The following is a 23,399-nucleotide window of genomic DNA, read 5'->3' on the forward strand; positions in this document are numbered from 1 at the left end:
ACCAAGGGCTCATTTACCAGCATAAATGCCTTGTATAAGTTGGTATATTGTGCTATAAAGAAGGCAGAGGAAAAATGGACGATGCCTGTGCATGATTGGGCAGTAGCCATATCTCAGCTTGACATTTTCTTTCCTGGAAGATTGAAAATTGAGTTGAGCTAAAAATGTGGTTTGACACAGTTTATTTAACACTCCCGAATTGCTTATATTTCCATCATATTCTGGGACCATACATCTAAGAAAGCTTATACTTTATTTTTGTTTCTCTTTCTTGACTTTCCTCTCACTTTTCCTTAACTTATGACTTATTTAACACTTCCATTTAATATAAAGTGTTCATTATACATTAAATCTGAAATGCATTATATCTCCATCTTGAATAACATAATCCTTACCTTCAAAACGCATTTTTCCTGCATCTTTGCAGGCTGTTTCATTACCATATTTTATATAATCTTCAAAACTTATTGTTTCTGCTTTTATGAAACCTTTGGCAAAATCAGTATGAATTACCCCAGCTGCTTGATCTGCTGTTGATCCTAGTTTCACCGGCCATGCTCGCGCTTCTTTTGGTCCTACAGTAAAGAAAGTTATCATTTCAAGGATTTCATACATAATACGTGCAATTGAATCTAATCCTGATTCCTTCAAGCCAAATTCTAGCAAAAAGCTTTCTCTTTCTTCTTCGCTTTCAAGGGTTGCAATATCCGCTTCAAGTTTTGCTGAAATGCAATAAAATTTGCTCCCATTTTCTTCGGCCATTTTTTTCACTTTATCGGATAACATATTGCCACTGATTACATTTTTATCTTCAACGTTGCAGACATACATAACGGGTTTTGTTGTCAGTAATTGCAACAATTTCATTTCTTCGCTTGCATGCTTTAAGCTTCTTGCAGGTTTACCTGATTGTAATACAGCTAACACCTCTTGCATTAACTCCAGTTGTGCTTTCAATTCTTTATTCCCTAATTTCGCTTTTTTTTCCATTTGAGGTAATCTTTTTTCTATGCTATCAATATCAGCCAAGATCAATTCCATTTCAACCACTTCAGCATCTGATATCGGGTCTATTTTGTCGTGTACATGATTAATATTATCATCTATAAAACATCTTAATAAATGAACAATTGCATCAACCTCTCTTATATGGCTTAAAAACTTATTGCCAAGACCCTCTCCTTTGCTTGCACCTTTCACAAGACCTGCAATATCTACAAATTCTAATTGGTTATAAATTATTCTTTCTGAGTGAGCAATTGATGCAATCTGCTTCAATCGCTGATCTCTTATCGGTACCTTGCCTATGTTCGGCTCTATTGTACAGAAAGGATAATTTGCAGCTTCAGCTAAATTTGATTGCGTAAGTGCATTAAATAAAGTCGATTTCCCTATATTTGGTAATCCAACTATACCGCAGTTAAAACTCATATTTACTATGCAAAATTACAATATAACCTACTATTACATAATTTGACAAATTTCACCACATTTATAATTAATCTTTTAACAAATTTATGGTATACTATTTCTTTCTTGAATGAGAATTTTTCCATCCATCACGTTCTGAAGATACACATCAAGATAAAAGGCTCTCCTTATGATAGAAGTTATAAAAATGAAAGTAGACACCTCTTTCAAGATTTAGGTATGTAAATTTCTTATGTACGATGAATTTAAAAAATACTTTTTTTTATATTATTGATCTTATAAGTGCAACTAATTCTTGCTATGAATGATTTTTTCATATAAGATACACTTTAAAGTTACTAAAAAGTTAGTGAAGACATAGAAATGTAGCAAAATTAAAATTTATAGTATTGATATTATATGGTTTTAGAGAGTTATATAATATTGGTGCTTATATTACTAATGTGTTATGTTTTTAATGAAGCTAACTCAATATTAAAATTAAGTTAAAGGAAGGTTATGGAAATAATATCATTAAATAGCTTAGGTAGTATAGAAATAAAGAAAAAGCTGCTTGATATAATAAGAAAAGTTATAGAAAAAAATACTTGGACTCAATCTCATGCTGCAGAAAGATTAGGTATTGATCAACCAAAAGTGTCACAGATTAAAAATGGTAAAATAGATGGATTCTCTTTAGAGAGGTTGCTAGTATTTCTTAAAAAGCTCAACCATAAAATAACTATCACAATAGCGGAAGGTCAAGTATCAGAATCTGAAACAAAAAAATTCAAACAAGAAGCTGAACATTAACTATAAAGTTGACGTTTTATTTTTTGTGGTATAGTATAAGGTTTATTAAGGTAGTCATATGCCAGAGTTTATTGTAGAAAAGTGTATAGAGCGGGTTGATAATCATTTTAAGTTGGCTTTATTAGCAAGTCAAAGGACGCATGATTTAAATACAGGAGCAAGTAATCCAGCTCAAGTAGTTAAGTCTAAAGGGCATAAAAATGTTGTAGTAGCCTTATATGAGATAGCAGAAAAAAAAGTATGTGTTCATGAGCTATTTAACTTGTTAATAGGTAGATGTAAGGAGTACATGAAGGGAAATGCAGGTAACACTTGTAATAGCAGTAAAGGCAAATTACAAGAGTTACTGAATTTTTCTAAGGAGAAATTACAAGGTATTCAAAGTAGTGGTACAGATGCTCAAAGTAGTCATAAGGAAGAGTCCTTATAATAGATATACTGCGAACAGTATTGATTTTTGCTTAGAGTAAAGATATTTGTTTAGATAGGTATGTGCTATTCAAGCAGGAGCAGGTTGCCTTTTTAGTATGTAACACTGAGGTTTACATTGTTTTTCTTAGTTTAGCTACTCGGATAACAGCTCTAAAGGTATATGGACAACTTTCTTACTTTAGCTATATGAATAAAAGAAAAAATTTACTAACAATTTCAGACCTTACAATCAATGACATAGAAAACATAATTAAACTGGCTAACATATATCTTAACAAAGAAAATGTTCATGATAAGATCTTACAGAATAAAACAGTAGTTAATTTATTTTTTGAAAATTCAACACGCACACTTACATCTTTTGAAATAGCAGCAAAAAGTCTTGGAGCAAATGTTGTAACCTTACCAATTAAATCCTCTTCCATCAATAAAGGGGAAAATCTCAAAGATATGATTAAAACATTAAATGCAATGAATTGCGATTTTATGATAATCAGGCATCAAAAGAGTGGTATTATTGACACTTTTATACAGCATGTTAAAAGCTCGTTAATTAATGCAGGTGATGGAAGTAATGAACATCCAACTCAAGCGCTGACAGATTATTTGGTAATAAGTAATTACAAAAGGCAGATAAAAAATTTGAAAGTTGTGATATGTGGTGATATTCTGCACAGTAGAGTTGCAAGATCAAACATAAGACTGCTAAAGATGTTAGGAGCAACAGTCAGTTTGGTTGCCCCACCAACTTTAACCTGCAAGCATTTTTCTGAAGTAGATACAGTGTACTATTCATTGAGTGAAGGCATAAAAGATGCTGATGTAATTATGCTTTTAAGACTGCAGAAAGAACGTATGAATAACAGTTATTTTGTACCTTCAGAAAAGGAGTATTTTCATTTATATGGACTTGATTTACAAAAATTATCATACGCAAAGCCAGATGCAATTGTGATGCATCCAGGACCAATAAACAGAGGAATAGAGATCGATAATAGCATAGCAGACAACGTAATTTTGCAACAAGTAGAATTTGGGGTAGCAGTACGCAAGGCAGTGTTGCACTATTATAATTTTCAACAAACTTAACGTATATACTTTGCACCATAGCTGCAAAAAAGAATCAAAGTACATATAGCTGTAATGACCGGCGGTAAAACTAAAAAAATTGGTGTTTTCCTTATAAAGAAGTTCTGAGAAGGTTTAGAGAAAAAAGAGTTATAGATTATAGGTAAAAAATATAACGCATTCAGTAAAGTGCTAGTAATTAACACTAAAGCTACAAATATAAAAAGTATTGTATTATCAGACTGGAAAACAGCCTGCAGAATAAATAATTTACTCCAAAAAGTTGGCGCTGGTGGAATTCCTATCATAGACAATGCACCTATAGTAAATGCTATCATAGCAATGGGCATGCTACGCCCTATACCATGCATTCTATCTATATATTTTTCCCCTGTCTTTGTTATTATGCTACCTGCAACAAAAAATAGAGTGATTTTTGCAAATGCGTGGCAGATCAATTGGAAAACTGCAACTTCGATGCTAAGCATATTAAATATAGAGGCAAATAGTATAATATACGAAAGTTGAGAAACAGTAGAGTAAGCAAGCAATTTTTTTAACTCTTTTTGTTTTAATGCTATCAGTGAGGCAGTGATAATAGTAAACCCAGCAGCATAAGAAAGCCATCCTCCAACAAACCAACTTTGCTTTACAAAACGTTGCAAATTATCAACGCCAAAGGTGTACAATATTACTTTTATAATTATAAAAACTCCAGACTTTACAACAGCAACAGCGTGCAAAAGTGCACTTACTGGAGTTGGTGCAACCATTGCCTTTGGTAACCAAAAATGCATTGGCATGAGTGCAGCTTTTCCGATTCCATAAACTAGAATGGCAAAACATACTGCAGCAAAAGTAGTGAGTGAAGTATCAAATCTAAATATGCCATTAGGCTGAAAATCTAAAGTATGAAATTCGTTATATAACAACCCTATTGCAGGAAAAAACAACACCAAAGAAGAAAAGAACAATACCCCCAAGTAATAGCGTCCGGCAATTATTGATTCATTAGTTGAGTAATAGGTAACTAAAGGATAAGTGCTTATGGTTAGAAGCTCATAGAAGATAAATGTAGTAAGTAAATCTCCAGAAAAAGCTATAAACATTGCACAGCTTATTGATATTGAAAGATAACATAAAAAATTCGAGTAATTACTGCCGGGGTAGTTATTTTGCATGTAACATATTGCATATATACTAGTTAATATCCATAAGAATGATATTAATAAACTAAATATCATTCCTGTTGATTCCATCTGCAGACTGATATGCAAATTATTACCAAAATCTACTAGAATAGTTTGATGATTATTTTCATACAGCAAAAACCAATAGGCGATACACATACATGTACATACAAACAGCAGTATAGAAGATGCAACAGTAATTCCGTTACTAACTTTTGTCCACCTACCAGTTAAAAAGATAGCTATTGCACCTAAAAGGGGAATTAATGCTATTATTAATAAGTAATTGTTAGTTAAATAACCATCATTACCAAAAAATATCAATAAGCAATTGTTAGCTAAATAACTTCCATAACCAAAAAATACTGAGAAAAGCAGTACTAAAAGAAGCAATAAGGTATAACTTATTATCCCTTGAAAGTAGCTCATTTCTTTGTTTAATAGATAGTAGAACTGCAATTATATTGAAATTATTAAAAACTGCCTATGTTTTTTACTAACAGTTAAAAAAGTGGTCTTATTTTTGAGAGAAAGTGTAGGTGTCTCCGTCCGAAAATGCATAAAAGTACAGCTCAGTTGAGGGGCATATTGACAACAATCAGAATAGCTTTATCTATTTTCTAAAGCACACTTGACGTGCAGCTTCAACTATATCTTCTACTTGTGGTAATGCCTTTTTTTCCAAATTTGCAGAATATGGCAGTGGTACATCCTTGCCTGTAACTCGCACAACAGGAGCGTCAAGATAATCAAACCCATGCTCCATCACAACTGCTGAAAGTTCAGCACCTATTCCTGCGAATGGCCATCCCTCTTCTACACTGACTAACCTATTAGTCTTTTTTACAGAGTTAATGATGGTTTCAATATCAAGTGGTCTTAGAGTCCTTAAATCAATAACTTCAGCTTCAATACCTTCACTGGCTAGTAAATCTGCTGCATCTAAAGCATGCATTAATTGCAATGAAAAAGCGGTAATAGTAACGTCCTTTCCTTCTCGTATAACAGCAGCTTTGCCGATTTCTAATAGGTAATCCTTATCTGATAATTGAAAATCAGGCACTTCATGCTCATGTCCATAAGCTATTTCATTCTCTAGGAATATTACTGGATTAGGATCACGAATGGCCGCTTTAAGTAGTCCCCTGCAATCAGAAGCAAAATAGGGTGCTATGACTTTTAACCCTGGTACATGTGAATACCAAGATGCAAAACATTGCGAATGTTGTGCAGCAACTCTTGCGGCAGCACCATTTGGTCCGCGAAATACTACAGAACAACCAAGTTGTCCACCTGACATGTAGTTCGTTTTTGCTGCAGAATTTACAATTTGATCAATAGCCTGCATAGAAAAATTGAAAGCCATAAATTCTACTATTGGCTTCAAACCAGCAAATGCTGCACCAACAGCAAGGCCAGCAAACCCATGTTCAGTAATAGGGGTATCAATTACCCTATTTTCTCCAAACTCTTTTAATAATCCTTTGGTTACCTTATAAGCACCATCGTACTCTGCAACTTCTTCACCCATGATTAACACATTAGGGTTATTTTGCATTTCTTCTCTAATTGCTATGCACAAAGCTTCTCTTACACTTAAATTTGCCATTTTAATTCTATCTATAATTTAATTTCATTTCATTAAATATATCAAAATTGTTAGGGTTTAGTAAAGTATTATGAAACAGCTACATTAAGCATGTACTCTTTCTTGTTGACTTGCAAGTTCAGCACTATTTTTTTGCATCTCCACATAACTTGGCACTGTATAATTTTTTATATGCAAGCCAGTACCTATTGCAACAAGTGTAGCCAAAGCGCCGAAAACCGCTTTAAAAGCTGTAGAAGGGTGCATGATAGCAGCAACAACAAGTGCTCCTGTAATAACCACCCCAATCCCATCTTTCCATAGAGAGGCATACAAATCATCTTTGCTCTCCTGAAGTGTTATCGGAAGCATTGTTCTATTTTCGACATCAATATCACGTTGGTTTTTATGCCACATAAATAACATAATTATATTATATCTATTTCCTTCTTTGTCCCATGTGACATTAATACGGCATGCTTCGTTCACTAATGTTACATATTTCTTATATGATTCACTTTCAAGCTCAAGTTTTGATTGTTCTTCGTTAATATTGTGTAAAAGAAATTCAACAACACCTCGATTATTCTGTTCAACTGCAAGATTTAAAACTCTTCCTCCTAAAGTTTTACTTCCACATTTCTCCAATAAATTAATTGTTGGTCTTGTAAGTCCACTTTTCTTCAAACTATAATCATCCGTGTATTCATCAATATCATAGTATGATTTTCTAACGAGATCATCGTCTTGTGGCATGGCTTTCAAATATATAACTATAATTACTTATTATATTAAGTTTTTTAGATATAATCAACTAATTATTATAATTTTAGGCTATTCAAGGTTCTAAGAAAGTGTATGCAAAGTATAGCCTGTTTCATAATAGTCCGAACAGCTTATAAGACTACTCCTACTGTAAAAGTTTTTATTATTTTTGAAGAACTTATTCTATACTCAATAGCAATTACAGTATATCTAGCTGTTGTCTTTTACCTTAATTTAGACTACTATTAAAGCTAAAGTCTTGAAAAATGAGTGAATTTTTAACTTTCCTCAAGTCCATAATTGCGAAATACAAAACGTACTTTTGTGCACTCTTTGTATTACAAGTACTTGCATCTATATGGAAGATTGCTGTTGATTATAGCATAAAAGAAATAATAGATGCCATTCAGGTAAATTCTAACGTTTCAGTATTAATTATGTTATTTATTTTTTATAAATTAATGAATCATGGAATGTTTTTTATCACTCGTCTGTTGGATGCAAGGTTTAAACCTACAATAATGGCTGAAACTGTAAAAGACATATACACAAAAACGCTTGGTCATTCATTACACTGGTTTGACTCACACTTGTCAGGTGAGATCTCAAGTAAGATCACAGATTTTCGTGACAATTTGTCTAACGTGATAACCTATTGCTGCTATACCACGCATAACCTAGCAACCATTGCCATAAGCATAGTGTTTCTATTCAAGATTAGTGTACCATCAGCTATGGTAATGCTTGTATTTATAATAATTTATACGCCAGTAATATTCTTTCTGCTAAAAAAACAAGCAGTGCTACAGGAGAAGTATACTGCAGCAGAACAAGAAGTTGTAGGCATAATAAATGATTCAATAGCAAACATATTTAGCATAAAAGTTATCGGTAATACGTGGATGGAATTGAAATTAAAGCTCACTCCGGCGTTATTGCACTTTCAAAATTGGTGCAGGGCCCTTTTGAAGTTTAATGCTTATTGGGTGGATAATGCTGACACAATTATGGTAATGACAATGAATGTAGCGCAAATCTGTTTACTTGCTTATCTGTATCAAAATGGACAGATTACTGCAGGTGGTTTTGCTTTTGCTGCAATGACTACACTCAATATACATGGTGATTTGGATTCGTTTTTATCAAATTTACTATTTAGTATCAATCCAGCAATTGTATCAATGAGGGTATCCTTTTCTTTTTTTAATCGCAGTTATGATGTTAAAGATAAGAAAGATGCAACTTCTCTTACAAATGTACGTGGAGAAATCAAATTCGATAATGTGTATTTTGCATATAACCAAACTGATGTATTACACAATTTCAATTTACACATTCAAGCTGGCCAGAAGGTGGGAATAGTAGGTGTTTCCGGTGCAGGAAAGACAACTATAATTAAGTGTTTACTCAGGTATTTTGATGTGAGGAGGGGACAAATTCTAATTGATAACCAAAATATTTTCGATGTTACACAAGAATCTCTACGGGCAAACATATCGGTGATACCGCAAGACATAACTATGTTTCATAGAACTATCTTGGAAAATTTACAGATCGCAAAATACGACACAAGCTTTGATGAAGTAGTTGAAGCATGTAAAAAAGCAAAAATTCATGAAGATATCATGCAAATGACTGACGGATATAACTCAATTGTTGGTGAGCGTGGTGTGAAACTTTCTGGTGGTCAGCGTCAACGGATTGCCATCGCAAGAGCTATTTTAAAAAATGCACCTATCTTGATTCTGGATGAAGCAACTTCTGCACTTGACACTTCAACTGAGCAAATGATACAAGAATCACTTAGTGTAATGCTTGCAGCAAGCAAAGCCACAGTCATAGTAATTGCACATCGTTTATCTACACTATTGCACATGGACCGCATTTTAGTGCTTGAGCAAGGTAAAATCATAGAAGATGGAATACATCAGGATCTTCTTAACAAAAATGGAATATACAAAGCTTTATGGAATGCACAAGTAAAAGGTTTTTTATCAGATGAAATGTCACTATCAAACAATTTATACTAAGGCAGCAATGCGCTCATCTGTAAATTTGCAAGTGTGCTTTAAGAAAAAAAACCTACCTTTTTATCATACACGTATAATTTTTCCATTTTTATAACATCAAGATTATTCTCTTCACATTTTAGAAGTATATCATTAACATCATTATTTGTGATGGTGTGTTCCCCATCAACTATAAAAAATCTGCAAGTTATTTGATCGCTAATACATTGAGAATCCTCTGGCCAGACAGAAAGCCCTTTTGCATATATTGATACAACTTGTAGTTTACATGATGTAAATAAAATTACTATTTGTTCAAGGGTTTTAGCTTGATCCCAGGCAAGAGTAACATCGCTACCGACTAACTCTTTAACTTTATAATCCATTGTATACTCACTCTGTATCTTATGTATTACCTTGTCGTTTACATCTTCACCAGCTATAAGCTCAGATAATATTTTAGGTTTTTTTCCTAAATTATCCATAATAGCCTGCGCAAATTCAGTGGTATTCGCTTTTTTCTTACTTATTTTTTTATTATATAAATCAGCAGTATGTATACCATCTTCCAAAGTTTTTAGCCATGAATCATAAATTAATTTTCCAGTATTGGCTTGACCTATATATATTAACATTTGCACTGCAGCGTTCAAGAGTCCAGAAGGATTAGCAATTTTCTTTCCTGCAATATCAGGAGCAGAGCCATGCACTGCTTCAAACATTGCATATTCATTACCGATATTACTACTTCCAGCCAACCCAACAGAGCCTGAGGTTTGTGCAACAATATCTGACAGTATATCACCATACAAATTTTCTGTGACTATAACATCAAAATTTTCTGGTTCTGTTGCAACTTTTGCCATTCCAATATCAACTATATAGTGTTCTGCTTGTATATCAGGATAACTCTTTGCAATGTGGTCAAATGCTGCATGAAAAGTGCCATCAGTCATTTTCATAATATTATCTTTCGTCAGACAAGTTACCTTTTTTCTGTTGTGCTTTTTTGCGTATTCAAAAGCGTATTTACATATTTTCTCTGAGCCGGATCGGGTGATAATTTTTGTACATTGATAAGAGTTACCAGTTAATCTGTGTTCTATTCCTGTATATACATCCTCTTCATTTTCACGTATTACCACAATATCAAACTTGCCGAATTTATTTTCTATTACAGGAGAGTATGATATGCACGGTCTTATATTTGCGTATAACCCAAGTTTTTTTCTGAGTGCAACATTTAGACTTTTGTGGCCTTTACCTTGAGGAGTGGTTGTAGGAGATTTCAAAAGTATCTTTGTTCTCTCAATTGATTCCCAACCACTCGGAGAAATTCCGTGAGACCATTCCTTATTATAAACACGCTCACCTATTTCAATAACTTCTATCGATATTTTTGCTTCTACTTCGCGAAGTATTGACAACACTGCTTCCATTATTTCTGGTCCAATGCCATCGCCATACGCAACTGTAACCGGTATATACATAATATCCCCTAATCATAAACATCCATATGTTAACTTAAATAGTACAAGTAGTCAATTTTACAATAGACCTACTGAGAAGCATTTAGTACGTTATCCTTGCCCACCTTATTCGGGTCAGGATTCTCCATTTTGGACTGAACTTCTTCATGCTTCCCACCTAATATGCCATCCACATCCATCTCTCTCAAATCAGGGTAGTGAATCTCTTCGCATTTTGGTCCTACTATATAATCTTCCAATTCATTTGCAAGGCTTACTTTAGCATCCACTCTTTTTGACCGTACTGTACCCGCTATTGCAAGTCCTATAAAAAGTATACAAGCAGAGGGTATAATCATTGCAAATATGAGGTCATTTTCGTCGACAAATGCTTTCACTATTGTAGCAATGTAAGCTGCACCAGTTAAGAGAGCGGAAGTGAGAAGTACTACACCTATTATACAGTCTAACCTTTCAACCTTTTCTGCTTTATTACTAAGGCTTTGGTATAAATCTTTAATCGCATCATCATCATTAGCATAGTCATTTATCTTCTCTTTCATCATTTCCGTCAATTTACTCTCCAGCATAGAATAGTATTTTTGTGAATAAGTCCCTGCTTCAGTATCTTTTGTAACTTTTTTACCATTAAAAAGGTCTTTCATGTATTTTTGACATGATGCAATTTCAAAAGTCTCACTTATGAATTGAGATTTATCTTCCTTCGTTAACTGATCTTTCTGCGCTAACTTCTCTTCCAGATTTTTTAAATCTTGATCCATTACACTTTGCAGCTCTTGAGATATTTTTTTTAAATCATTTTTAGCATCTTTAAATAAATCATTATGGATGAGATATTTTAACAAAACAGGAAAAGCTAAAGGGTACTCTCTACAAATTAAATTAAAAGCATATAAAGTAATAGTATTATGTATCTTTCTTTCGTGTAGATTAACACCCATAGTGTCATACTGATACAGTCTCATCTTTAGGGTATACTCTTCTTTAACACTCTCTGGGTAATCAATTTCCTTCCCTTTGGCTGCATCTTCTAATACTTTAGCTAATGCTGTTTTATCCCAGGAATAGATTTTTTCTATAGCACTTAACACTGAATCTCCTTAATAAATTACTAAATATAGTATAATACTATTTCAATAATATGTCAAATTATTATAAGAACGATTTAATTAATTAAGAATTTATCTACTTAAAATTCAGCATCAAACCTCCTGTAATCCTAGCACTAAGTACTAGGATCCAGGAAAGAAGAAGTGATTAGAAAGAAAACTTCACACCAGTGAGTAGGAGGAACCCTGTGTTAGGGGAAACTTCCTTATTACCTTGTAAAGTAATCTTGTATGTCGCATCTTGTTTTTCATCAGTTCTGAAGTAATGCAGAGCTGCATAAGGAACAAATTTGCTTTTGCTTCCAGCAGGAGATAGATCATACTGAACACCAAGTGCAACATCGTGTAACATGTCTTTATCATTCATGTAACTACCGAAGTAGGTTAAACTTGTGTAGATATTTTCATACTGATAACCTGCACCAGCAGTCCAGTACATAGTACTGTGATCAAATTGCTTTAATCCTGCTACTCTAGCTGCATCAGCAATATCTTTATATTCCGGCGTCTTAGGTTCAAATGCTTTTATACCTTTAGGTTGACCAGATTTACCTAGATGTGCAAAAGATGCCGCAAATTTTGCGCTTTGACTTTCATCAATCTTATAATCAGCACTGACACCAAGGTTCACACCCATTAAATCATTATATTCAACATATTCACTGTACATATGCTTATCTTTATTGCGTGGTTTTGAGAAACCATATTCACCAACTGCAGCAGCTTTAACTTTAACTTTATATTCGTTGAAGTCATATTCATAAGATACACCAGCACTCAATATATGCTCATAGTTTGGACCAACGTGTTTTGGACCTACAGTACTACCACCTTGGGCAGGTTGTTGAGGTTGATCACCTTGAACAGGGTTTTTCACGATAGTAGATTGTTGACCACCAGGTTGTTGAGGTGCATTAACTACAGGACCAGCACCAGGAGCAGACTGTTCTCCACTCCCATTAGAACTAGGAGGTGGTGCATCGTCTGCCTGTCTTTTTCCCCTTTTTAGAGCAGTGTCACCTAACTCTGATATAGTGAACAACTCACTGTCATAACGTGGTGAATAACTGACACCTAGTCTTGCACCCATATAACTTGGTGAGTAGTAAGCAATTCTAAATGGTAGAGCATTTATGATGTCCTTGTTGTACTTTCCAGTCATACGAAAAGCAAGTTTCTCACTTTCATTTGAAAAGCTTTCAGTGTAAAGGCGTGGTGTTACATAAAATGGAAACGACGCAGCACTTCCTTCTAAGTTAACTCTTCTAAACCAGTTACTATCTGCAGCACCATCAACAGTTGCAATTTTTGTTGCATCGAGTCTCATCAGTGCTTCAGGACCAAATTGATAACCAACTCTTACATCACCATATTCTGAATTAACGAATACATGCGCACCTCTGTTTTTTGAAGATACTTTCCCTTTGGTAACTGGAATATTAAATTGCAGGTCAGCACCATAAATTAAGCCCAAATCTTCATTTTTATTTTCTGCTCTTAAATGCAATGTTGCATCCACATCTGCACCTATGTGTTCACTATAGTCACCTATATTACCTATTCCTTCAGGGAAAAGAGGATTATTGCCTTTAATCTTATCTGGAGTTGCACTATAATAATCTACTGCTCTTCCTGCCATAACATTGTAGTGCTTGAATTTATCGCTCTCTCCTGCAGAAACCTTACCATACCCTTGAGCATCAACAGTACCACCAAAGGTTATTTTTACTCCTCTTTTTTGTGTACAGCACGAGTATGAATCATCGCAATCAGCAATTTTTGCTTTACTTTCGATGTTTCTATTAGCAACAGATTTCATGCCATCAGTTTCAACTGTTTTAGCAACCACTTTTTGCTTCTTCCTTGCTGACTTTTTATCTGCTGACTTTAAACTTTCTTTCTTTTTAGATTTTTCAGCTTTTTTCATAGCTTCTTCATCAGCTTTCTTTTTGGCATCATCAGCTTTCTTTTTAGCTTCATCCGCCTTCTTCTTATCTCCTTCAGCTTTTCTCTTCTCCTCTTCAGCTTTTCTCATAGCTTCTTCTTCAGCTCTCTTTTTAGCTTCTTTAGCTTTTTTTTCTGGATCGGCATTACATATCCTATCCATTTTCGCTTTTAACTTTTTGTTTGATGTTTTCATTACTTCTTGCGAAGTTTTATTGTTACCCTGCTTCTTCACTTCTTCACTAGCTGTAAAGCCACTAAAAGAATATAGAGTTAATAAAGAAGCCAGGGCAGTTTTAGTATATACAGACTTTCTCATGCATTGCCCCCAAAAAAAATTTCAAAATAATTTACCTTATCTAAATAATTAAATTTCAAGAAATGTTAACTTAAAACTACCTTATATCTAAAACAGAAGCAAAATGCAATACCAATATTACCAAGAAAATAATCTTTTTACAATTTTGCACGTATAGATTAACTCTAACTTAACACGAAATTTAAAATCTTCAACCTTTGTATTAAATCTTTGTATTATTTTATTTATTAATTTATCTTTCGTATACTTGCAGCAACTCATGTGCATTAGCTTTTACTAGAGCAGGACATTTTTTGTCACTTAATAATAAGTGCAATATTTCAATTGCACCTTTAATATCATTATTATGTATTTTGATTATAGCCATAGCTTCCTTGCTTGAATAAGGATAGACCGTATTTAACTCTAGCTTTTCACCATTTACTTTATCATGATAAAATGAGTTCATTACTTCTAAATACTGTGCCAACTCGCGCAAAACAGTCGGCACTTCCTTATCGCTTGCCAAATCACTATAAATTGATAAAGCTTCTGGCAGCGTTGGATTTTTAGCTGCATACTCGAATTTTGCTAAATGTTTCCAGTTAGATTCCTTTTCATTTAATAATGATTGTATATTATCACCTGTAAATAATACTTTATAAAATTTATCACCTGCAATTGCAGATTGTTTTTCATTAACGGTCTGTAGTGAAAAATATAATACAATAATAATTAGTACTGTTGTGGTGACAAATAAAATAAAGTACTTCTTCATAAGCTATATTTTAAAGATACATTTTTTTATACATTAATATTTTTTAATTTGCAAAAACATATTGACATGCTGATCGCATTGCATAATAATGATCCTATAAGTTGTTTGAATAGTTGGAAATTTTTTAAAGTAGAAATAAAGACAGCAGTATTAAACTAAATATATTAAATCGGATTTATCCGATATGTCCTCAACCTATTTATAGGTTGAAGTCTAAATTTGAGAGTTTGATCCTGGCTCAGAATGAACGCTGGCGGCAGGCTTAACACATGCAAGTCGAACGGGATTATGTTGTAGCTTGCTATAATATAACCTAGTGGCAGACGGGTGAGTAATGTATAGGAATCTACCTAGTAGTACGGAATAATTATTGGAAACGATAACTAATACCGTATACGCCCTACGGGGGAAAGATTTATTGCTATTAGATGAGCCTATATTAGATTAGCTAGTTGGTGGGGTAATGGCCTACCAAGGCAGTGATCTATAGCTGATCTGAGAGGATGATCAGCCACACTGGAACTGAGATACGGTCCAGACTCCTACGGGAGGCAGCAGTGGGGAATATTGGACAATGGGCGAAAGCCTGATCCAGCCATGCCGCATGAGTGAAGAAGGCCTTCGGGTTGTAAAGCTCTTTTAGTGAGAAAGATAATGACGGTACTCACAGAAGAAGTCCTGGCTAACTCCGTGCCAGCAGCCGCGGTAATACGGAGAGGGCTAGCGTTATTCGGAATTATTGGGCGTAAAGAGCGCGTAGGCTGATTAGTAAGTTAAAAGTGAAATCCCAGAGCTTAACTTTGGAATTGCTTTTAAAACTGCTAATCTAGAGATTGAAAGAGGATAGAGGAATTCCTAGTGTAGAGGTGAAATTCGTAAATATTAGGAGGAACACCAGTGGCGAAGGCGTCTATCTGGTTCAAATCTGACGCTGAGGCGCGAAGGCGTGGGGAGCAAACAGGATTAGATACCCTGGTAGTCCACGCTGTAAACGATGAATGTTAAATATGGGAAGTTTACTTTCTGTATTACAGCTAACGCGTTAAACATTCCGCCTGGGGACTACGGTCGCAAGATTAAAACTCAAAGGAATTGACGGGGACCCGCACAAGCGGTGGAGCATGTGGTTTAATTCGATGCAACGCGAAAAACCTTACCACTCCTTGACATGGAAATCATACCTATTTGAAGGAATAGGGTCGGTTCGGCCGGATTTCGCACAGGTGTTGCATGGCTGTCGTCAGCTCGTGTCGTGAGATGTTGGGTTAAGTCCCGCAACGAGCGCAACCCTCATCCTTAGTTACCATCAGGTTATGCTGGGGACTTTAAGGAAACTGCCAGTGATAAACTGGAGGAAGGTGGGGATGATGTCAAGTCATCATGGCCCTTATGGAGTGGGCTACACACGTGCTACAATGGTGATTACAATGGGCTGCAAAGTCGTAAGGCTGAGCTAATCCTAAAAAATCATCTCAGTTCGGATTGTTCTCTGCAACTCGAGAGCATGAAGTTGGAATCGCTAGTAATCGTGGATCAGCATGCCACGGTGAATACGTTCTCGGGTCTTGTACACACTGCCCGTCACGCCATGGGAATTGGTTTCACTCGAAGCTAACGACCTAACCGCAAGGAAGGAGTTATCTAAAGTGGGATCGGTGACTGGGGTGAAGTCGTAACAAGGTAACCGTAGGGGAATCTGCGGTTGGATTACCTCCTTAGGTTTTGTGTATTACTCACTGTTTTTTATGATAGTGTTGCTATACACATGCTGCTGTCTTTACTTCTACTTTATCTTAAATTTCCCGATAGTGAATTATTATGAGCAGTAGACCAATTTCTCCACATTTACAGATATATAAAATACAAGTTACCAGTTTTTTTTCTATCATGCATAGATTAACTGGAGTGCTGTTGTTTTTTTTATTAATAGTATCTTCTTGGTATTTTATATTACATGTTCATTTTCCTGAGTTATTTATAGTAGACTATTTGAATGTGTTATTTTCTAGTATAGTTGCTAAGTTAATTTATATCTTATGTTTTATAACCTTTTCATATCATTTTTTTAATGGTATTCGGCACTTACTTTGGGATATAGGAATAAATTTGGAGATCACTAGCGTTACAATAAGCGCTATAGTGTTAACATTAGTGCTACTTCTTTCTTCTATAGCTTTTTTATTTATGTTGATATGAAGCAATCTGAAAGTGCAGTACATCATTGGTGGGTTCAGCGTGCCTCTGCTATAGTTTTATTATTTTTATTTCCTTGGTTTATCTATTCATTTTCTTCTGCATTTTATTTCAACAATTTTTTATCCTTTAATGAAAAATTATTATTGGCCATTAACTACCCTTTAGAACTTCTATTTTTTACTATATTGTTATTCTGTGTTTTTTGGCATGCAGTTCTGGGTATGCAAGTAGTATGTGAAGATTATATCCATAATATTCACATAAGGGTTTTTATAGTAACATGTATAAAGTATTTATCGAGCATAACTTATATAATTCTTGTTTTTTCAATTTTTTTCTTTTATCGGCATATTCTCTTGTAACACTGCTAGTATTATGTTAATATGTTATTAATATATTGATTTTATTATTTAATTATAGTGTTTTTTTAATATTATGCTTGGAAGATTTTACGATTTTATACTTAGAACAGGGAACTTCTTTACTTCATCTGAATCTCTGACTTATGTTGAAGATGTGAGAAGACCAGTAACGCATAATGTAGAAAATGAATGGAGACAATGTAAATATCCAGGAAATTACGATGACGTTGTAAAGAATGGTAGAATTCAAAGGAGGAAGGATAGTCAGAATAATCCTATACCTGGCGAATATGAACTTTTATTTGGTGACATAGATGAGGAAGGAAAACAAAAAAGCTTTCCATTAACTTTAGTTATTCAAACTGTTGAAGAAGATTCAAGTAAAGAAGGTGTATATCACGATATTATATATAAAGATGATAATAAACGTTATTTTACTATTAAGGAATTAGTTGGTAAAGATCTCACTGGTCAAACAAATTATAGTAGATTTTATGAACCATTTGAATTTTCAAAAGAATATTTAGAAAAATATCTACCAGTTTTTGAGGTTACAGACATTAATGCAGATAAAAAACAAGGCAAAGATCCTATATACGAGCTAACTAACTCTTCCGTAGCAACCAAGAAAGTGAATGGTCAGAAAGTTTCTGATGAAAAATGTAGAAATGGCAAGTTGCTATATACCAGCGACTCTGAACGGGTCAATATCTATTTTTTTGCAATTTATGATGAAAAAGGTAACCTAGAGCTGGCCAAAAGTCTTTTTATATCTGTTCCTATTATGTTTTTTACAACTTTGCCTAAACTTTTTACTGAATACGTAATTGCTCCTTTTATGAAAATGGGGGAGTGGTTGATGAATAGACAAAATTCAGTAGCACAAATCTTCGGTCGCGTTTTATTCACTCCTGCAGCAATAATAAAAAATACATTGAACATGGGAGCTACTATACTTAAAACTCCTGTTTTACTATTTACGGCAAATGAAAAAAAGTATGGTGATGCTTACTATACAAGGTTAAAAGAGCAATTCAAAAAGTGTTGGAATGATTTAAAGAGAGATTGTGAAGTGATCACAAGTGGCAAAGTGCCAGAATCAGAAGAAGAAAAGGGTCATACTGAACGTTACATGATAGGCACATGGGAGGAGCTTAATGCAAGAAAACCAGGGATACAAGGTGAAGTTGAAGTATCTCAAGAAACGAAAGATCGTAGCGGCAGTATAGAAAAACTTGTATCACTTGAGGCATCCAATAAGCATGCTCAGAAATTAATAGAGAGTCGGGAAAGAAACGCAAGTACTATTTCTATGAAATAGACTAAATACCCAGTACAATTTTTACTGTAATCCATATTTTTAATGTTAATGTCATTCACTTGGATGATATTAAAAAATACAAAACTCACATAATTTTAAAAACACTATAAAAAAGGAGGCTATCATGTTAACTAACCACTTAACTGAAGAATTACTGACTATTGCTACATGCTGGAAATTAAAACTTGCTGATGGAAAAGTGATGGGATTTACTGATCACGATAAAGATTTGGATATAGATGGCATAATCTATAAGTCCTCAAGTGGATTTACAGCAAGTAGTATACTTTTAAATAGTAACTTAAAAACTGACAATTTAGAAATTGAAGGAATATTAAACAGCGATGAAATTAAAGAAGAGGACGTTTTTGCTGGAAGGTATGACTTTGCTAATATCGAAATATTTTTCTTGAATTATAAGGATCCAAGTCAGGGTATAATTAGTTTATACTCAGGAAGTTTTGGCAAAATCATACTAAATAACGGTAGGTTTATTGTTGAAATTAGGGGACTGTCAGCGAAACTTGAGCAAAATGTGGTGGAGTTATATTCTTCTACGTGCAGAGCACAGTTTTGTGACGATAAATGCAAAATTGATGCAAAAAAATTTAGTAAGGTGAGCGTTGTTACTCAAGTAATAGATGAAAAAAAGTTTAAAGACACGAATTTAACTGAAAACGATGAACATTATAAACATGGGATGGTAAAATTCTCAACATTTGAAGCTATTGTGAAAGAATATAAAGATCAAATTGTTACATTATTCACAGCACATAAAATTTCTGCTGGAGACCAGTATTCAATACTTGCTGGTTGTGATAAAACATTTTCAACATGTCAGAACAAATTTAATAATGCTGTGAATTTTCGTGGTGAGCCGCATATACCTATGGCTAATTCAGGACTGTACATCTAAGTAAAGTCAGTGCAAAATTCAGCTATAATGCAATTGTTGGACGGATAACACATACAACAGGAGCATGATCTGAAGGGTTTTCTAATTTTCGTAATCTATCATAAATGTAACATGCTTCTAGTCTATCTATAGCTTGTGGTGATAGTAACATATGATCTATCCGCATTCCTTGATTATTTCTCAATGAATTACCTTGGTAATGCCACCAACTAAATTGCTGCAGATTGGGGTTGAATATTCTAAATGCATCTGTAAATCCAAGATTAAAAATTGCTCTGAGTTTCTCACGTTCCTTTATGTGGAAGCATATCTGGTCATCCAATAAATTTGAATCAAAAACATCAGTTTCATCTGGTGCGACATTGTAATCACCAGCTATGATGGTTAATTCTTCATTTTTTAGTAAGTTATTCATTCTTTTGCGGAGGTTATCTAAAAACTTCAATTTATACTCAAACATATGAGAATCAGGACTTTGACCATTTGGCACATATACACTTCCAAGCCTTATATGGTGATCGTTATATTTGACTATGCATTCTATGTAACGTGCTTCATTATAGCTTTCTACAATGTCGATCTTAAATTTTTCTACTATTGGATATTTAGATAAGATACACACGCCATTTCTTGCAGTTTGTCCATAGATAGCATATTCATACTTTAGTTCTTTTATTTCCGCATAAGGGAATTGTTCTTCAGTACACTTTATCTCTTGCAGTAAAATTACATCTATCTGATTATCAACAATAAAATTACAAAGCTGATTCACTCTTTTGCGTATAGAGTTTATGTTCCAAGTTGCAATTTTTAGCATTAACTATCCTTATTAATTGTGTCAATCAAATTATCTTGTGTTGGTAGCCTAGAGGTTATAATCGCTTTCCATTTGATTGATTTTAAACTATCAGCAATGTTCTTACTCATAGAGTATGCAACTACATTGCTCATCATGGAAGATAATCCACTTTTTGTTACTAATGAGCAAAACACCCTGACTGTTTGTGTGGAAAAGAAAACTATACTACCAATACTACCATCTAATAATAAATTTTTACATCTATTGGTTAAGTGTCTTTTGGCAATTGTTCTATATAATATTACTTCCTTTACGTTAAAGTTTTCATCAGATAGTCTTTTTTTTAGGTCACATGAAACTTCTTGCCCTCTAATGTATAAAAATTTCACTTCTTTTGAGCAGTTAGTTTTTATAAATGAGACCAACCCATCAACATTACTATCTACCGATACTACATTAGCAAAACCCAGGCATTTTGCAGTTTCCATCGTTGAATTACCAACTGTGATAATTGGAAAATTATCTGCTTTATATATGTGACTCAAGGCCTTGATGCTATTTTTACTAGTGGATATTACAATATCAAATTCATACTGAGATAGATCAGGATAGAGATATTTTATTGTAAATATTGGTTCAATATATACTTTATATCCATGTTTTCTGAGTGTACTTCTTGTATCTAATGAATCTGACAAAGGCCTTGTTAATAAGATAGATTTCACTTTAATTCATTGCAGCTCTCAATATATAATATACTTAATATGGGTGAATTACTAAACGAAAATTTTCAATCATAAACGTGTTGCTTTAAATCGCCAAAATTTTTCTTTACCACTACTAATTCCTATTCTTGGGGTGCAAATATAATCTAGTTTGCAATCAGATTCATAAACACAAAATTCATGGCCTGCAGTTAAATCTAGACTATTGTGTTCTTTTGTAATATTTAATTTTTTGCACAATATTCCTGGCCCGCCTAAATTTAACTCGAGTGGGTCGGTGAGTTTTAATCCACGTATTAGCACTGCGGCAGGAAATCCTTCTTCTTCCGTGACAACATTGAGGCAGTGGTACATACCATATATAAAATATACATATGAAAACCCTGGCTTACCAAACATAACTGAGGTACGCTTAGTATAACCTTTGGCTGCGTGGCAAGCTGGATCATCTCTGCCTATATAAGCTTCAACTTCGGTTATTATTCCGCTAAAGTTAGAGAATTTTAGAGTTTTTCCTAATAATTCTCCAGCTACAATTAAAGTTGGGCGTTCATAAAAATTCCTCGATAGTATTGTGCCTCTCATTACGAAATTTTTTATCTCCATGAAATAAAAATTTATTTTAACTACAGGACAACTGTAAGTATTTATTTGCTTGATCAGTGAGAACACGTCCCCTTGGTGTACGCTGTACAAAGTTAATTTTGATTAAGTAAGGCTCCACTGTTTCTTCTATATTGCCCACATCTTCAGATAATGCAATAGATATAGTATCAATTCCTACCGGACCAGAAGTGTTAGATAAAAACCTTAAATAATCCATGTCTAATTTATTCAGTCCCATTTTATCAACACCTAATTTAAGTAATGCAGAATTAGCGACTTCATAGGTAATTCTCCTATTGATTTCCATTTCAACAAAATCTCTTATCCTTCTCAATAATCTCAGAGCAATTCTTGGAGTGCCTCGTGCACGACAGGCAATCTCTTGTGCAGCACTTTCCTCAATTTCAGTGGAGAGAACCCTTGCACCTCTTTTTATAACTTCTACTAATTCTACAAATGAATAAAATTCCAGGTGTAGAGGTATACCAAAACGATCTCTCAGTGGCGCAGAAAGCAAACCAATGCGTGTTGTTGCTCCTACTAATGTAAATGGAGGTATGTCAATTCTTAAAGTACGGGTAGATGGACCTTCACCCACTAATATATCTAAACAAAAATCTTCCATAGCGGTATATAGGACTTCCTCGATACTACGGTTTAGTCTGTGAATTTCATCAATAAACAAAACATCTTTTGCGTTTAGAGTTGTCAGCACTGCAGCCAAATCCCCAGCTTTATTGAGTAGCGGACCGGAAGTTGCACGAAAACTAACTCTCAATTCCTTAGAAACGATATGAGCCAAAGTTGTTTTACCAAGACCTGGAGGACCGCAAAGTAAAACATGATCTAAAGCTTCAGTTCTTGTTTGTGCAGCTTTTATAAATACTTTGAGATTTTGTATTAAATCTTTCTGCCCGATAAAATCATCAAGTTGTTCTGGCCTGATGTTAATATTACGTGCATCTTCTTCATATTCCTTGCTACACGATATTGATTTCATAATGTTGATAGCTCCTTAAGTGCCATGCGAACCATATCTTTGGTTTCCAAATTTGGTGATTCATCTTGTATTTTTTTTATAGTATCATAAGCTTTCATTTTTTCATAGCCAAGATTAATCAAAGCTGAAATAGCGTCTTCTTGAATGGGTTGGTTGTTGCTTACTTCCAATTTGCTCACTTTGCCGTGCAGTTCAGTAATGATACGATTTATAAGCTTTGGGCCTAATCCACTGATTTTAAGTAGCACCTTATCTTCACTTGCCACTGCCGAAAAAAATTGCTCTGGGGTTAATTTACTCAAAATTGACATTGCAGTTTTATAACTAACACCACTTACTTTGACAAGTAAACGTAAGCATTTTTGTTCCTCTTTATTCGTGAAACCATACAGTTGAGGGATATTTTCTCTGCTGTTTGAATAAGTTTCAATCAAAAGCTTAACTCTACTTCCCACTGAACAATGGCCTAAAGCCTTAGCTGAAAGGTATACAAGATAGCCAACATCATTGACATTCAATGTTATATGGTCACTATGAACCTCATCTACTATTCCGCTTAAGCTTCCTATCATTTATCATC

21 protein-coding genes, 1 rRNA gene and 1 pseudogene are annotated in these 23,399 nt (G+C 34.1%); 10 read left to right on the forward strand and 13 right to left on the reverse strand.

Annotated elements, in window-relative coordinates:
• Positions 1-162: pseudogene (locus tag IC220_RS01220) on the forward strand (IS256 family transposase); the annotation flags it as partial.
• Positions 163-339: 177 nt separating this feature from the next.
• Here the strand turns inward: IC220_RS01220 and ychF are convergent.
• Positions 340-1,431, reverse strand: a complete 1,092-nt coding sequence (ychF, locus tag IC220_RS01225; RefSeq protein ID WP_188152792.1) for a redox-regulated ATPase YchF — start codon at positions 1,429-1,431, stop codon at positions 340-342.
• A 498-nt stretch (positions 1,432-1,929) separates the two neighbouring features.
• On the opposite strand from ychF, the gene IC220_RS01230 reads away from it, so the two are divergent.
• The 3 genes from IC220_RS01230 to IC220_RS01240 all read left to right on the forward strand — a co-directional run bounded on the left by IC220_RS01230 (position 1,930) and on the right by IC220_RS01240 (position 3,744).
• Complete coding sequence (locus tag IC220_RS01230; protein WP_188152793.1) at positions 1,930-2,223, forward strand: helix-turn-helix domain-containing protein; 294 nt, start codon at positions 1,930-1,932, stop codon at positions 2,221-2,223.
• A gap of 58 nt (positions 2,224-2,281) precedes the next feature.
• Complete coding sequence (gene rpoZ / locus IC220_RS01235; protein WP_188152794.1) at positions 2,282-2,653, forward strand: DNA-directed RNA polymerase subunit omega; 372 nt, start codon at positions 2,282-2,284, stop codon at positions 2,651-2,653.
• Positions 2,654-2,841: 188 nt separating this feature from the next.
• Positions 2,842-3,744, forward strand: a complete 903-nt coding sequence (locus tag IC220_RS01240) for an aspartate carbamoyltransferase catalytic subunit (RefSeq protein WP_188152795.1) — start codon at positions 2,842-2,844, stop codon at positions 3,742-3,744.
• Here IC220_RS01240 and IC220_RS01245 read toward each other — a convergent pair.
• The 3 genes from IC220_RS01245 to IC220_RS01255 all read right to left on the reverse strand — a co-directional run bounded on the left by IC220_RS01245 (position 3,741) and on the right by IC220_RS01255 (position 7,257).
• Positions 3,741-5,342, reverse strand: coding sequence for a proton-conducting transporter transmembrane domain-containing protein (locus IC220_RS01245; RefSeq protein ID WP_188152796.1), 1,602 nt, complete (start codon positions 5,340-5,342; stop codon positions 3,741-3,743). The genes IC220_RS01240 and IC220_RS01245 overlap by 4 nt on opposite strands.
• A gap of 184 nt (positions 5,343-5,526) precedes the next feature.
• Entirely contained in the window at positions 5,527-6,522 is a 996-nt protein-coding gene (locus tag IC220_RS01250; RefSeq protein WP_188152797.1) for a pyruvate dehydrogenase complex E1 component subunit beta, read from the reverse strand.
• Between the two features lie 84 nt (positions 6,523-6,606).
• Complete coding sequence (locus IC220_RS01255) at positions 6,607-7,257, reverse strand: hypothetical protein (RefSeq protein ID WP_188152798.1); 651 nt, start codon at positions 7,255-7,257, stop codon at positions 6,607-6,609.
• Between the two features lie 275 nt (positions 7,258-7,532).
• Here IC220_RS01255 and IC220_RS01260 point away from each other — a divergent pair, with 275 nt between their 5' ends.
• Positions 7,533-9,296, forward strand: a complete 1,764-nt coding sequence (locus IC220_RS01260) for an ABC transporter ATP-binding protein (protein ID WP_188152799.1) — start codon at positions 7,533-7,535, stop codon at positions 9,294-9,296.
• Between the two features lie 38 nt (positions 9,297-9,334).
• Here IC220_RS01260 and icd read toward each other — a convergent pair whose 3' ends face one another.
• The 4 genes from icd to IC220_RS01280 all read right to left on the reverse strand — a co-directional run bounded on the left by icd (position 9,335) and on the right by IC220_RS01280 (position 14,894).
• Complete coding sequence (gene icd / locus IC220_RS01265; RefSeq protein WP_188152800.1) at positions 9,335-10,765, reverse strand: isocitrate dehydrogenase; 1,431 nt, start codon at positions 10,763-10,765, stop codon at positions 9,335-9,337.
• A 68-nt stretch (positions 10,766-10,833) separates the two neighbouring features.
• Complete coding sequence (locus IC220_RS01270) at positions 10,834-11,856, reverse strand: hypothetical protein (protein WP_188152801.1); 1,023 nt, start codon at positions 11,854-11,856, stop codon at positions 10,834-10,836.
• 166 nt (positions 11,857-12,022) lie between these two features.
• On the reverse strand, positions 12,023-14,137 hold the full coding sequence (locus IC220_RS01275) for a WD0745 family porin (protein WP_188152802.1): 2,115 nt from the start codon (positions 14,135-14,137) through the stop codon (positions 12,023-12,025).
• A 232-nt stretch (positions 14,138-14,369) separates the two neighbouring features.
• Complete coding sequence (locus IC220_RS01280; protein ID WP_223158725.1) at positions 14,370-14,894, reverse strand: hypothetical protein; 525 nt, start codon at positions 14,892-14,894, stop codon at positions 14,370-14,372.
• A 215-nt stretch (positions 14,895-15,109) separates the two neighbouring features.
• Here IC220_RS01280 and IC220_RS01285 point away from each other — a divergent pair.
• From IC220_RS01285 to IC220_RS01305, 5 genes are all read left to right on the forward strand, one after another.
• A 16S ribosomal RNA gene (locus IC220_RS01285) occupies positions 15,110-16,612 on the forward strand.
• 100 nt (positions 16,613-16,712) lie between these two features.
• Positions 16,713-17,090, forward strand: a complete 378-nt coding sequence (gene sdhC, locus IC220_RS01290) for a succinate dehydrogenase, cytochrome b556 subunit (protein ID WP_188152803.1) — start codon at positions 16,713-16,715, stop codon at positions 17,088-17,090.
• Positions 17,087-17,452, forward strand: coding sequence for a succinate dehydrogenase, hydrophobic membrane anchor protein (sdhD, locus tag IC220_RS01295; RefSeq protein ID WP_188152804.1), 366 nt, complete (start codon positions 17,087-17,089; stop codon positions 17,450-17,452). The genes sdhC and sdhD overlap by 4 nt, the downstream gene beginning before the upstream one ends.
• 73 nt (positions 17,453-17,525) lie before the next feature.
• A complete protein-coding gene (locus tag IC220_RS01300; RefSeq protein ID WP_188152805.1) occupies positions 17,526-18,773 on the forward strand; it encodes a hypothetical protein in 1,248 nt (415 codons plus the stop codon).
• Positions 18,774-18,897: 124 nt separating this feature from the next.
• Entirely contained in the window at positions 18,898-19,689 is a 792-nt protein-coding gene (locus IC220_RS01305) for a DUF2163 domain-containing protein (RefSeq protein WP_188152806.1), read from the forward strand.
• Between the two features lie 22 nt (positions 19,690-19,711).
• On the opposite strand, the gene xth is transcribed toward IC220_RS01305, so the two are convergent.
• From xth to ruvA, 5 genes are all read right to left on the reverse strand, one after another.
• Positions 19,712-20,506: an exodeoxyribonuclease III gene (xth, locus tag IC220_RS01310; protein ID WP_188152807.1), complete on the reverse strand. Its 795-nt coding sequence runs from the start codon at positions 20,504-20,506 to the stop codon at positions 19,712-19,714.
• Positions 20,506-21,213: a uroporphyrinogen-III synthase gene (locus tag IC220_RS01315; protein WP_188152808.1), complete on the reverse strand. Its 708-nt coding sequence runs from the start codon at positions 21,211-21,213 to the stop codon at positions 20,506-20,508. The genes xth and IC220_RS01315 overlap by 1 nt, the downstream gene beginning before the upstream one ends.
• Before the next feature lie 69 nt (positions 21,214-21,282).
• The gene (locus IC220_RS01320; RefSeq protein WP_188152809.1) at positions 21,283-21,798 is read right to left on the reverse strand and encodes a DNA-3-methyladenine glycosylase; all 516 of its coding nucleotides are present in this window, start codon (positions 21,796-21,798) and stop codon (positions 21,283-21,285) included.
• A gap of 37 nt (positions 21,799-21,835) precedes the next feature.
• On the reverse strand, positions 21,836-22,819 hold the full coding sequence (gene ruvB, locus IC220_RS01325; protein WP_188152810.1) for a Holliday junction branch migration DNA helicase RuvB: 984 nt from the start codon (positions 22,817-22,819) through the stop codon (positions 21,836-21,838).
• The gene (gene ruvA / locus IC220_RS01330; protein ID WP_188152811.1) at positions 22,816-23,391 is read right to left on the reverse strand and encodes a Holliday junction branch migration protein RuvA; all 576 of its coding nucleotides are present in this window, start codon (positions 23,389-23,391) and stop codon (positions 22,816-22,818) included. The genes ruvB and ruvA overlap by 4 nt, the downstream gene beginning before the upstream one ends.
• Positions 23,392-23,399: the final 8 nt, after the last annotated feature.

The organism is Wolbachia endosymbiont of Pentalonia nigronervosa (genome assembly GCF_014534705.1).
GTDB lineage: Bacteria > Pseudomonadota > Alphaproteobacteria > Rickettsiales > Anaplasmataceae > Wolbachia.